At 65.3% G+C, this 12003-nt stretch carries 16 protein-coding genes; 7 read left to right on the forward strand and 9 right to left on the reverse strand.

Features of this window, described 5'->3' with window-relative positions; translation table 11 throughout:
- Positions 1-3 precede the first annotated feature (3 nt).
- The 4 genes from C0J29_RS23855 to C0J29_RS23870 are packed head-to-tail and all read left to right on the forward strand — an operon-like array spanning position 4 to position 3108.
- On the forward strand, positions 4-573 hold the full coding sequence (locus tag C0J29_RS23855) for a nuclear transport factor 2 family protein (RefSeq protein WP_120793749.1): 570 nt from the start codon (positions 4-6) through the stop codon (positions 571-573).
- Positions 570-1637 carry an NAD(P)H-dependent amine dehydrogenase family protein gene (locus tag C0J29_RS23860; protein ID WP_120794939.1) on the forward strand — a complete coding sequence of 356 codons (1068 nt, stop codon included), beginning with the start codon at positions 570-572 and terminating at the stop codon, positions 1635-1637. The genes C0J29_RS23855 and C0J29_RS23860 overlap by 4 nt, the downstream gene beginning before the upstream one ends.
- Positions 1634-2254 (forward strand): TetR/AcrR family transcriptional regulator, encoded by a 621-nt coding sequence (locus tag C0J29_RS23865; protein WP_065048778.1) that lies wholly within the window; start codon positions 1634-1636, stop codon positions 2252-2254. Before C0J29_RS23860 ends, C0J29_RS23865 begins: the two co-directional genes overlap by 4 nt.
- Positions 2251-3108 (forward strand): alpha/beta fold hydrolase, encoded by an 858-nt coding sequence (locus C0J29_RS23870; RefSeq protein ID WP_120793750.1) that lies wholly within the window; start codon positions 2251-2253, stop codon positions 3106-3108. The genes C0J29_RS23865 and C0J29_RS23870 overlap by 4 nt, the downstream gene beginning before the upstream one ends.
- A 102-nt stretch (positions 3109-3210) precedes the next feature.
- On the opposite strand, the gene gnd is transcribed toward C0J29_RS23870, so the two are convergent.
- Complete coding sequence (gene gnd, locus C0J29_RS23875) at positions 3211-4233, reverse strand: phosphogluconate dehydrogenase (NAD(+)-dependent, decarboxylating) (RefSeq protein ID WP_065048782.1); 1023 nt, start codon at positions 4231-4233, stop codon at positions 3211-3213.
- A 104-nt stretch (positions 4234-4337) separates the two neighbouring features.
- Here gnd and C0J29_RS23880 point away from each other — a divergent pair, with 104 nt between their 5' ends.
- Complete coding sequence (locus C0J29_RS23880) at positions 4338-5174, forward strand: adenylate/guanylate cyclase domain-containing protein (protein WP_120793751.1); 837 nt, start codon at positions 4338-4340, stop codon at positions 5172-5174.
- Here the strand turns inward: C0J29_RS23880 and C0J29_RS32965 are convergent.
- Complete coding sequence (locus C0J29_RS32965) at positions 5123-5332, reverse strand: hypothetical protein (protein WP_162951353.1); 210 nt, start codon at positions 5330-5332, stop codon at positions 5123-5125. The genes C0J29_RS23880 and C0J29_RS32965 overlap by 52 nt on opposite strands.
- A 33-nt stretch (positions 5333-5365) precedes the next feature.
- Between C0J29_RS32965 and C0J29_RS23885 the strand changes: the two genes are divergently transcribed.
- The gene (locus C0J29_RS23885; RefSeq protein WP_065048786.1) at positions 5366-6058 is read left to right on the forward strand and encodes a guanylate cyclase; all 693 of its coding nucleotides are present in this window, start codon (positions 5366-5368) and stop codon (positions 6056-6058) included.
- A 113-nt stretch (positions 6059-6171) separates the two neighbouring features.
- Here the strand turns inward: C0J29_RS23885 and C0J29_RS23890 are convergent, their stop codons facing one another.
- The 6 genes from C0J29_RS23890 to C0J29_RS23915 all read right to left on the reverse strand — a co-directional run bounded on the left by C0J29_RS23890 (position 6172) and on the right by C0J29_RS23915 (position 10622).
- Positions 6172-6693 (reverse strand): OsmC family protein, encoded by a 522-nt coding sequence (locus tag C0J29_RS23890; RefSeq protein ID WP_162951541.1) that lies wholly within the window; start codon positions 6691-6693, stop codon positions 6172-6174.
- A 263-nt stretch (positions 6694-6956) separates the two neighbouring features.
- Entirely contained in the window at positions 6957-7502 is a 546-nt protein-coding gene (locus C0J29_RS23895; protein WP_065048790.1) for a glycoside hydrolase, read from the reverse strand.
- A gap of 333 nt (positions 7503-7835) precedes the next feature.
- Positions 7836-8669, reverse strand: coding sequence for an alpha/beta fold hydrolase (locus C0J29_RS23900; RefSeq protein ID WP_120793754.1), 834 nt, complete (start codon positions 8667-8669; stop codon positions 7836-7838).
- Positions 8669-9022: a VOC family protein gene (locus C0J29_RS23905; RefSeq protein ID WP_120793755.1), complete on the reverse strand. Its 354-nt coding sequence runs from the start codon at positions 9020-9022 to the stop codon at positions 8669-8671. Before C0J29_RS23905 ends, C0J29_RS23900 begins: the two co-directional genes overlap by 1 nt.
- 161 nt (positions 9023-9183) lie before the next feature.
- Positions 9184-10143 (reverse strand): AraC family transcriptional regulator, encoded by a 960-nt coding sequence (locus C0J29_RS23910; protein ID WP_120793756.1) that lies wholly within the window; start codon positions 10141-10143, stop codon positions 9184-9186.
- Between the two features lie 116 nt (positions 10144-10259).
- Positions 10260-10622, reverse strand: coding sequence for a hypothetical protein (locus C0J29_RS23915; protein WP_120793757.1), 363 nt, complete (start codon positions 10620-10622; stop codon positions 10260-10262).
- A gap of 131 nt (positions 10623-10753) precedes the next feature.
- Here C0J29_RS23915 and C0J29_RS23920 point away from each other — a divergent pair, with 131 nt between their 5' ends.
- Complete coding sequence (locus tag C0J29_RS23920) at positions 10754-11146, forward strand: DUF732 domain-containing protein (protein WP_231513629.1); 393 nt, start codon at positions 10754-10756, stop codon at positions 11144-11146.
- A gap of 178 nt (positions 11147-11324) precedes the next feature.
- Here C0J29_RS23920 and C0J29_RS23925 read toward each other — a convergent pair whose 3' ends face one another.
- Entirely contained in the window at positions 11325-11894 is a 570-nt protein-coding gene (locus C0J29_RS23925) for a hypothetical protein (protein ID WP_120793758.1), read from the reverse strand.
- Positions 11895-12003: the final 109 nt, after the last annotated feature.

Raw genomic sequence — 12003 nt, forward strand, 5'->3', positions numbered from 1 at the left:
TCCATGGCATATGACCGGCTCGAGTTCGACGCGTTCTGGGACGACTGGCTCGACAGGAACCGCCTCGCCCAGGACTCCGGCGACTGGGGGGTGCTGGCCGACTTCTACGAGCCCGACGCCACCTACGGATGGTCCTATTCACCCACCGACCATTTCATGGCCAACGGTCGCAACGAGATTCGCGAGCTGGCGCTGGGCACCGAGATGGTCGGCTTTCAGGGGTGGATATACCCTTACCAGACAGTGCTTTTCGACGACAGGTCCGGGCAGGCGTTCGGGTTGTGGCGACAGCTGTCCACGTTCACCTCGCCCCGCGGCGAGCCGTATGAGATTCAGGGCCTGGGCGGCAGCTGGTTTCAGTACAGCGGCCACCGAAGCTGGTCGTGGCAGCGCGACATCTTCGACGTGCAAATGGCCACCGCCGCCATGTTCGACATCCTGCGCGACGGCAGAAGCTCACCGGGACTGGACGCCCGGATGGACGCGATCCGCGCCGGTAGGCAGCCGGGCCACTACGGCTCCTGGGCTGAGATGAGCGCACCGCTGTGGCCGGTGCCCCCGGTGCTGTCATGACGCGCGTCATCCAGTACTCGACAGGAAACGTCGGCCGGCACGCACTGCGCATGCTCATCGAGCGGCCCGAGTTCGACCTCGTCGGGGTGCACGCGTCCAGCCCGGACAAGGTGGGGCGCGATGCCGCCGAACTGTGCGGCCTCCAAACCCCGACGGGTGTCACGGCCACCGACGATGTCGATGCGCTGCTGGCGTTGAACGCCGACTGCGTCGTCTACACCTCGCAGGCCGAGACCCGGCCCAAAGATGCCATCAAGGAGATCAGCCGCTTCCTGCGGGCCGGCACCAATGTCGTCGGGTCGTCATTCGTGTGGCTGGTGGCCCCCGAGCAGGCCGGTGACTGGCTGCGTGAACCGTTGCGGCAGGCCTGCGCGGACGGCGACGCGACGCTGTACATCAACGGCGTCGATCCGGGCTACTCCGGTGACACGCTGGCCTACACGGCGTTGAGCCTGACCGAGCGCGCGACCAGTATCACCGTGCAGGAGATCTGCGATTACGCCAGTTACGACGACGCCGAATTCACCGGTGTCAGTTTCGGTTTCGGCACCAGCCCGGATCACACACCGGTGATGTTCCTGCCCGGTGTGCTGACATCGATGTGGGGTGTGCAGGTGCGCAGCCTCGCTCAGGACCTGGGCGTCGAACTCGATGAGGTGCGGGAGCGGTGCGAGAAGTGGGTGACGCCCGAACCCATCGACTGCACGATGATGCACGTCGACCCGGGACAGGTCGCCGCCGTGCGGTTCGGCGTCGAAGGCCTGCGCGACGGCGAGGTCGTGATCACCATGGAGCACGTCAACCGGCTCGGCCCGAACACCGCACCGGAGTGGGCCTATCCCCCGGACGGCCGCGCCGGCGTGCACCGGGTCGTGGTGACCGGCAGTCCGGGTGTGGAGATCAACACCCACCTCGGTGGCGAGATCGACCACAACGAGGGCGGCGTGATCGCCACCGCGGCCCGCGTCGTCAACCTGATCGACGCCGTATGTCGCGCTCCGAGCGGCATTTTGGCCGCCCACGATCTGCGGCCACTCGATCACCTCCGCGGCGTGATGCGTTGACCGCCCCGCGCAGACCCCCCGGTGGCGGACAGGCCCGCGCCGAGCGCAGCCGGCAGGCCGTCATCGACGAAGCCGTCCGTTACATCCTCAAAGAAGGCTTCGCCCCGCCAAGCGTCCGACAGATCACCGAACGCGCCGGATTGACCTGGGGTGTCGTGCAATATCACTTCGGTGACCTGAACGGCATCTTGATGGCGGTGCTGGACAAGGGATTTGCCGACCTGCTGGAGACACTCGACCACCTGCCGGCGCAGGCCGCACAGGTACCGGCGCACGACCGGCCGGCCTTTGTGGTCGACGCGGTATGGCGCGCCTTCTCCAGCCCCACCTCGATGGCGGCACTGGAGATCCTGATCGCGACCCGCAGCGCGCGTACCGCCAAAGCCAACGCCCACCTGGCCGCGATGACCGCACGGATGACCGAGATCGGCGAGCACCTGGGCACCGGCATCGCGCCGGCTCAGGCCAAGCGACTGGGCAATCTGATCTGGGCCACCATCCGCGGGCTGGTGGCCGTGCAGCTGACGTGGCCCAAGCCGTTGGACAGCACCCGGGACAGGGAGATGCTCGCCCAAGTCATCGCCGCGTACCTGGCCTCAACCCAAGGAGATTCATGACAGAGACGAGCAGCCCGCAGACGGTTGACTTCGCCGGGGTAGACGGGATCACCCTGGTCGCCGACGAATGGAACCGCGGCGGTTCGGGCGAGCGGCCCACCATCCTGATGCTGCACGGCGGCGGCCAGAATCGGTTCTCCTGGAAGAACACCGGACAGATCCTGGCCGACGACGGATATCACGTCATCGCGCTGGACACCCGCGGACACGGCGACAGCGACCGGGCACCGGACGCCGACTATGACGTGGAGACGCTGACCGCCGACGTCATGCACGTGCTAGAGACGATCGGCCGCCCGGTGGTGATCATCGGCGCGAGCATGGGCGGGCTGACCGGGATCTTGGTCGCCGACCGGGCCGGTCCGGAGAAGGTGACCAAGCTGGTGCTCGTCGACGTGGTGCCGCGGTTCGAGAAGAACGGCAGCGCCCGCATCCGCGAGTTCATGATGACCAACATCGACGGCTTCGACTCGCTGGAGCACGCCGCCGAGGCGGTGGCCGCGTACCTGCCGCACCGGACCAACCCGCGCAGCCCCGAGGGCCTCAAGAAGAACCTGCGGCTGCGGGACGGACGCTGGTACTGGCACTGGGATCCGGCGTTCATGACCAAACCCGGCGACGATCCGGAGTTGCGCACCGAGGGCTTCGAGGAAGCTGCCGCCCGTCTGGCGATTCCGGTGTTGTTGATCCGCGGCAAGCTGTCTGACGTCGTCAGCCTGGAAGGCGTCGAGCATTTCCTGTCCCAGGTGCCGCGCGCGGAGTTCGTCGAACTCTCCAACGCGGGACACACCGCGGCCGGTGACGACAACGATGCCTTCAGCGACGCGGTGGTGGCCTTCGTCGAGCGAGCCTAGGCCCGGGCCGCTCCCCGCCGCCCGTCACCGCCGACTGTGAACCTCACGACGCGACACGCCGTTGGGGCGTCGGGGATTTCACGCTCGGCCGGGTGAGCGGGCCTAGTTGGCGGGTTTCTCCGCGTGGCCGCCGAACTGCTTACGCATCGCCGACAGCGCTTTGTTGGCGAAGTCGTCGAGGTCCCTGGACGCGAAGCGGGACTGCAGGGCGGTGGTCAGCACCGGCGACGGCACGCCCTCGTCGATCGCCGCGATGGCCGTCCAGCGGCCTTCACCCGAATCGGAAACCCGCCCGGAGAACTCGGACAGGTCGGCCGAATCATGCAGCGCGATCGCGGTGAGATCCAGCAGCCACGAGCCGATCACGCTGCCGCGCCGCCACACCTCGGCGATGTCGGGAATGTCGAAATCGTATTGGTAGCACTCGGGATTGGACAGCGGAGCGGTTTCGGCGTCACCCTCCTGGATGCGGGTGCCGATGTCGGCGTTGCGCAAAATGTTCAGGCCCTCGGCGAGCGAGGCCATCATCCCGTACTCGATTCCGTTGTGCACCATCTTGACGAAGTGCCCCGCGCCCGCCTGGCCGCAGTACAGATAACCCTTCTCCGACTGGGCGACCTCACCGTCGCGGCCGGGTGTCCGCGGGGCCGCGTCGACGCCGGGCGCGACGGTGGCGAAGATCGGCTCGGCGTGCTCGAATGCGTCCGGATCGCCGCCGATCATCAGACAGTAGCCGCGCTCCCGGCCCCACACGCCACCGCTGGTGCCGCAGTCCAGCAGCCGAATGTCGTTCTTGGCCAACGACTTCGCGTGCTTGATGTCGTCGCGGTAATAGGAATTGCCCCCGTCGATCACGATGTCGCCAGCCTCCAGCGTGTCGACCAGTTCGTCAATCACCCCGGTCGTGATGGTGCCCGCGGGGACCATCACCCAGACCACCCGGGGCGCGGTGAGTTTGTCGCGCAACTCCGCTAGCGAGGACACCCCGGTGATGCCGTCCTCCCCCGCCATCGCCTCGACCGCCTCCGCGCTGTGGTCGTAGACGACGCATTCGTGCCCACCGGTGACAACGCGGCGCACGATGTTCGCGCCCATCCGGCCGAGACCGATCATGCCCAGTTGCATAGGCTGCTTCTCCTTCAAGTCCATCGAGTGGTCCGGTTGCTTGAGGTGGTGCTTCCCCGCGAGGGCCGAACTCAACCCTAAACACCGAGAGGCGGCCTGTCAGGATGGTGGGCATGGGTGATGCGCTGCATGTGGTTGTCTACGTGCTGGCCGGCATCGCGGTGATCGAGGCCGGGGGGCTGATCGCACTGTGGCGCCTGCTGGAACGCAGCCGTCGGGAGGTCGACGAGTTGCAGCAGCGGGCCGATGTCCGCAACCGGCTGTGGTCCGGCGGACGTGAGGCCGTCAAGACGGTGTGGAATACCGCGAACCTGATGCGCAAGGAAGGTTTCGGTGCCGCGGTACGCAGCTCGATCGAAGACCTGGCCGACTGGGCCGAGGTGGAGCGCCCGGACCTGGCCCGGGTCACCCCGGACGGCCGGGTAGTGATTTTGTTCTCCGATATCGAAGAGTCCACCGCGCTCAACGAGAAGATCGGCGACCGCGCCTGGGTCAAACTCATCGGCTCGCACGACAAGCTGATGCATCAACTCGTCCAACGCCAATCCGGCCATGTCGTCAAGAGCCAGGGCGACGGATTCATGGTCGCCTTCGCGCGTGCCGAGCAGGCGGTGCGCTGCAGCATGGACCTGCAGCAGGCGCTACACAAAGAGGCAAAACGTAAGCGGCATCCGGAGATTCGCGTTCGGATCGGCATTCACATGGGCCGGTCGGTGCGTCGCGGCGATGACCTGTTCGGCCGCAACGTCGCCATGGCCGCCCGCGTCGCCGGCCAAGCCGTCGGCGGACAGATTCTGGTGAGTGAGCCCGTCCGGGACGCGGTGCACGACTGCGACGGCATCGATTTCGACGACGGGCGCGAGGTGGAATTGAAAGGGTTCTCCGGCAGCTACCGGTTGTTCGCCGTGGAGGCCGAGCCCGAACCCGAGCGCGACCGGTAGCCTTCGGCGTCCGAGTCGGCCAACCGCTGGTGTAGCCGCGCGCGGATCTCGTCGGGCGTGTAGGCACGGCGCTTCCGTTGATCGCGCACCACCAGCGCACCACCGGCTACGACGCCCGCCACTCCGGCCAGCCCGATCCACTTCCAAACGTTGCGCATCGGCACAGGCTATCGCCCTTTAGAGTGCTTGGCGTGAACTCAAGCACGCTCACCTTGGATCAAGCGCTCGACCAAACCCGGACCGGCGATCTGTGGCTGTTTCGGGGCGGTTCGCGGCCCGACCGCGCGATCCAGACGCTGACGAATGCGCCGGTGAACCACGTGGGCATGACGGTGGCCATCGACGACCTCCCGCCGCTGATCTGGCACGCCGAGTTGGGCGACAAGCTCGTCGACATGTGGACGGGCACCAACCACCGCGGGGTCCAGCTCAACGACGCCCGCGACGTCTTCCTGCAGTGGACCGGGCGCTACCAACAGCGCTGCTGGCTGCGGCAGTTGGCGCCGCACGCCAACCACAAGCAGGAGAACGAACTACTGCGAGTGATCGCCCGGATGGACGGCACCGCGTTCCCGACGACGGCAAAGCTGACCGGCCGGTGGCTGCGCGGCCGGCTGCCCACCATCAACGACTGGTTCCGCGGAATCCCGTTGGTAGAGAAGAAGGTTCGAGAGCATACCGAGCGGCGCAGGACAGAACAGCGCAAGATGGGGCTGTCCACTGCCTACTGCGCGGAGACGGTCGCCATCACCTACGAGGAGATGGGGCTGCTGCTCACCGACAAGGACACCAACTGGTTCGACCCGGGCAAGTTCTGGAGTGGTGACACCCTGCCGTTGGCGCCGGGCTATGAGCTGAGCAAGGAAATCGCGGTGATCGGCTAGTGGCGATCGGCTAGTGAACCGCGAGATTGCGGTAGCGGTCGTGGGTCTCGGTGCGGTCGCAACCTTAGCGGCAATCTCGAGGCAGCCGCGCGCAGCACCGCGCCGCGATCAACTCAAGCGAGCTCGACCCGTGTGACCACCGGAGTGGGGTTGCGCGTCAGGTCCAGTACCGGACAGTGCGCGTCCACCGCGTCCTGCAGCTCGCGGTAGCGCTCCGGCGTCTCCGGTCCGCTCACCCTCACCACCACCCGGACCTCCTGGAAACCGGCCCGAACGCCATCGTCGCTCTCCGCCAGCCCGAAGAAGCCCCGCACGTCAAGGTCGCCCTCGGCGTGCGCGGTGATGTCGTCGACCGCGATGCCCAGCTTCTCCGCCCAGAACCGCCACGTCACGATCTGGCAGGACAGCAGCGAGGCGAGGTAGTACTCCACGGGGTTGGGCGCCTTGCCTTCCCCGCCCAGCGGCGGCGGTTCGTCCACCTGGACGTGATACTGACCGAGGGTGACGGTGCTGGCAACCGCATCGTGCGCGGCGGCTGAAGCTTCGAATACGGCGCGGGCCTTGGCGGGGTCAGCGCTCACCGCACTCGCGGTGGCTGAGATGATGCCGCCCAAGTGGGAAACCGAGGTCGTCACAGTGCAGTCCTTCCGTCCCTGCAAACCTAACCGAGCCCAGGAGCACGGTTCGACGGTCCCGCTCACCATGAATCGAACAGCAGCGCATAATTTCGGCCGGAAAGTGGTATTTTTTGACCACGAAATTGGTTGCCGATAATTACTGAACTAAATGACGCAAGCCACACCCGTGGCGCATTGTGATCTGATCCACAAATGCGCGTTGGATGTGGCCGCGTTCTTCAGTAAATTGTGATCTGAGTCGCACTAAGGGGCTGGAAGGGTTACGAATCCGTCATTCCGGGGTCGCCGACCGGGCCGGGTTCGGGAGCCTGGTCAGGTGCCGGCGGGGCCATCTCAGGGGCCGGCGGGAGCATTTCCGGAGCCGGGTCGGGCGCGACGGCGTCGACCAGTTCCACCGGCCCATCCGGACCCGGCAGACCCTCAGGAAGGTCGAGGTCTTCCACCGGGAGGAACATGTGGTGAGTGAATTGTGCCTGGTAGGCGCCACCGCCGCCGATACGGACACCGCCACCCTCACCGCTGGACACGGGAGTGCCGTCCGGCAGGGTCACAGCCGTGTGGCCGCCGTTCCAGCCGATCACCACCGCGTTCGGGGCGGTGCCGTGCTGGAAGCCGCGGGCCGCCAACGCGGACTCTTCATTGCCGGTATTGAACCGACTTCCGAAAACCGGCCGATCGGCTGCCGCATTTGCGACCCACGACGCGAGCCCTGAACAGTCGGTCCCAGCAGGAGAATCGCCACCCGGAACATACGGGGTGCCGGAGACCTGATTAACGAGCGCCAACAGCGTTGCTAGAGCAATCATGGCCAGAAACCTACCGACTATTTGCATAGGAAATCAAAATTTGTGGTGCTAATCACGGGAATTCGAATAGGCCTGTGACCTGCATATACCGCAGCTATGTCACGCAATAATCTATAAAGTGAAACAGATGTGGTTAGTGTGAATGAAGATATACATCAGCAAATTACGCTACTGCCGAGAAATTGCCTATGAAGTGCGGGTATCCGGCCCGCCACATTGGTATAGCTACTCCAGGATTACACATGAGGCACCTAGCAAGGGCCGATAATCACTGCCGCGCCGGTTACATTCCGGTCTCAGACGTGGCCCAGACCACAAATCGACACTGCCCGGCTACGGATGAAGGGCGAACCAATCGAGCAGCAGTTCAGCGACCGCGTCGGACTGCTCGTCCGGCATCCAGTGCGACGCTCCGCGCAGCACCTCGAAACGGTAATGACCGGTGACATAGCGTTCTGACCGCCGAGCGGCGCTTTCCAGGATGTACTTGTCGCGATCGCTCCACACGAACATCGTCGGCACTCCCACCCGGCCGATCCGGCCCGAGAGCGGCGCGGCTCGATACCAATTCAGGGCTGCTGTGTACGCCCCGGGTTCCGCCATTGCCCGGACGTCACGCTCGGCAAGCTCGGCACGCTGGCCACCGGACTGCAGCATTCGCGACAATCTCGCACCCTTGCCGTTCTTACCGAGATAGAACCGCTCTGGCAGGCGCGGCAGCAAGTACGCGTAGGCGTACCAGGACGCCAGGCCCTGACGACCGGTGAGCATCGCCCTCTGCAACGCGGTCGGGTGTGGGCCGGACAAGGCTGACAGAGTCCGGACCTGGTCCGGACGCTGCGCCGCGACAGCCCATGCCACCAGCGCACCCCAGTCGTGGCCGACCACATGGACCTTTCCAGCGCCGCTGGCATCGATGAGCGCCCCGACATCGTCGACCAGTTCGGATATCCGATACTCCCGACGGCGCCCCGGACGCGCTCCCGGGGAGTAGCCGCGCTGGTTGGGAGCCAGGCAGCGGTAACCGCGCACGATGAGCCGCGGAATTATCTCGTCCCACGCGGCATTCGTCTGCGGGTGGCCATGGAGGAGCACAACCACCGGCCCGTCAGCCGGACCGCGGTCAAGCACGTCGAAGACGAGATCTCCCCGTCGAAGCTGCTCCATCAGTCGCGGTGGTAGACGACGTTGAGGACGTTGCCGTCGGGTGCCCGGACGAAGAAGCGGCGCACCCCCCAGGGTTCGGTCGTCAGCGGGTGAACTATCTCGTAACCCCGTTGCCGGGCTTCCTCGTAGGCGCCCTCGACGTCGTCGGTGTGAACCGAGATGACCGAATCCTCGCCGGCCGTTGCGTCACCGGTCACCAACTGCAGATTCACCCCGGTGTCTGGGTCGGTGTACCGGGCGACCCAACCCATGCTGAACTCCTCGTCGCGCAGGCCGAGATAGTCGGTGTAGAAGCTTTTCGTCGCCTCGATGTCGGGCACCCGAAGATTGGCCGTGATGCGCTTCGCTCGCATGCGTTCTCCCCTTCCGACGAGACGGTGGTCATTGGCGCGACTTATCGGGGCGCCAATATCGCTGTGCGAGTTGGCAAATCGCGTCATAACCCACTCGCGCATCATTCCACAGACTGGCGCTATCCACTGTAGTGAACCCAGGGGCTTGGCTCGGAGTGGACTCAGCGACGAAGCGTGGCTTGCGGGCTTTCGCCGTACTCCTGGCGGTAGAACGCCGCGAAACGGCCGAGATGAGCGAATCCCCACCGGGCCGCGATCGCGCTCACGGTGGACGTTTCAATGCTGGCCCGAAGGAGCTCGAGGTGTGCATGGTGCAGTCGGACCTGTCGCAGGTACTCCGTCGGCGTGCAATAGCGGTGCCTGCGGAACATGTACTGCAAGGCCCGCGGCGTGATGCAGGCAGCACGCGCGATGTCGGCCAGCGAGATGTCCCGGTGGGCGTTGTCGTCGATGAACGTCATCGCGCGTCGGAGCAGTAGCGGCGTCGAGTCATGTCGATCTTCGATCGTCGGCTCGAACACCGCGGTATTGGGGAAGGTCGCCAGCATGCACGCCGCGAGATACCGCCGCACCGCACTGACGATCAAAATACTCTCAGCCACTTGCGAATTCGCCACGACGTCAGTGCAGACATGGTCGACGGCACGGACGAGAAACCGGTTGCCTTCAGGAGTCGCAACGGCATTCGCGGTGAGTCGAACTGCTGCGCCGTCGCGGGGAGCAGGGTTTGCGGCAACCTCGTCGAACGCACTCCTGGCGATGGAAACCAGGACGTAGTGGCAATACGAGACGTTGCCGAACATCGGCAAGGCCTCGATGGCACCGGCGGCCGTCACCTCTCCCGGGCCGAAAACCCTGGGTTCGAGGCCCGGTTGGTCAACAGACATCGCCCCCGAATAAATCCGTCCCAGCAGGATCGTGTCCAGCGGCTCCATCTGGTACGTCACGTCCAAGCCGAAGCTGACGTCATCGACCGGCGTCGAACACAGCTGAGATCGCGCTATGCGCGCGTGCATACTGGTCTCATCGGGCGGGCGGACCAACCTCACATGCGAATAGCTGGCACTTACCGCTTCTTCGACTTCATTGAGGTCGCCGGTGTCGAACAATACGGTGCTCATCTGCGAGAACCTGTCGAACGCCGTTGCATCTCAGCCGACATCCCCCCGAGCACCGAAGTTAGCCAGCGCTCGACGGTCTGTTGCATTCGAACATAATATCCACGGCCTGCAATTGCCTACGGGACTTCTTCGCCCCGCCGCGTGGCCTCACCCATCACCCGCCTGATTTCGGCGTCCTCACGCTGCGCCGCGGCCCGGTCACGCTCCGCCCGTTCCTCCACGCGCCGCAGTCGCTCCCGCTCGCGCTGCGCGGTAGCGCCCTCGCGTTCGTCCGCCTGCGACTCCCGCTCGTCGGCGGTCTGCTCGCGCTCGTCGGCGATACGGTCGCGTTCGTCGGCTATGCGTTCTCGCTCGTCAGCGACGCGCTCGCGCCTGCGCAGGTCCCTCTCGCGGCGCGCGAACGCCGTCTCACGGTTATTTCCCTCAGTAGCGCGCCGACCTAGCTCGCCCGAAGCCTCGGCGCGGTCCGCGTCGACCACCGCTCAACTGTAGCCCCGTGAACACGGCCGAAGACGGCCCCGGGCGGCCGACCTCCGTTAAAATGCCGGGTAACTGTTTGCGCCTGTCCGGGCCGTCGGACGCGTCAAATTTTCTGAGGGAGGGGCACGCCATGGTGGTGGCGAGAACCATCGCGTTGATAGTCCTTTCCGTGGGGTTGGCCGCGCCGGCCTATGCGGACGCGACAGACGACGCGTTCATCACGAACCTCAACACCTCGGGTATGAATTTCGGGGCTCCCGACAAGGCGATCCAGATCGCGAAAACGGTTGTCTGCGGCTCGCTCAAGGACAACCCCAGCACCAGCAATGCCGAGCTGACCACCAAGGTCACCGGTGCGACGAACTGGCCGGCACTCAACGCCGCCTACTTCACCGGCGCGGCGATCCAGGCCTACTGCCCGCAGTACGGCTCCCTCACGCCGCCGAGCGTTCCCAGCAAGGTTCCCACCGCCCCGAGCACGGCTCCGCCGACGCCGTCCACGTCGCCCGTGCAGAGCGCCTGAGCACCGTCAATCCTGTTGCTGCCGAACCTGATTCAGGTAGGCGCAGGATCGGCCAATGTTTCTTCAAGACCGTTGACGTGATCATGGGCGGGCGTCGACGTGTTCGAAACATCTCGACATCCCTTGCGGCGAAAGCTATTCGAACCAGGCATCGAAAACAACTTGAGCGGGTTTTCAGCTAGTCGCCGCTGCCCGTCTGGTTGCCTTCGGCCCGGCGTAGGTCAGCTTCGGCCGCCAACCTCGCCGCTTCACGCTCACTGGCGGCCCGCTCGCGCTCGACTTCCGCCTGCTCTCGCAGCGCAGCTGCCTCTTTGCGTTCCAGGCTCTGCTCCGAGCGCAGCTCATGGTTTGGCGGGCCGCTGGTGCCGACCTCTAAAAATCTGCTTTCCACTGACTCGCGTAGGTCCGCCGCCAATTCACGTTCATCGGCGATGCGCTCCCGCTCGTCGGCCAGCGCTTCACGCTGATTCGCGATCCGTTCTCGCTCATCGGCGACGACTCCACGCCGATCGGCGAGCCTGCCGCGTAACTCGAAATACCGCTCAGTCCCCGCGGTCAGCCGCTCTCGGCGAGCGGTCAAGAGCTCCCTGGTCTGGGCGAGCGTCTCGCGTTCGTGAGCCAAGTGTTCTCGCTCCCCTGCAATGGCTTCGCGCTCTCCGGCAATCCTTTCGCGCTCGGACGCGATGCTTTCGCGCTCCGCTGCCGAGCCGATGATGTACTCGGCGCGGGTGGACTCTTGTTCCGGCATCGGACCTCTTCACCTAACACGAGTGATGCATCAACAGATAGTCCCTTTGCCGCGTCGGATCTAGGGCCGATCGTCACCGCGTCTCTTTGATTACATGACTTCTGCCACC

The organism is Mycobacterium paragordonae, from assembly GCF_003614435.1.
Taxonomy (GTDB): domain Bacteria; phylum Actinomycetota; class Actinomycetes; order Mycobacteriales; family Mycobacteriaceae; genus Mycobacterium; species Mycobacterium paragordonae.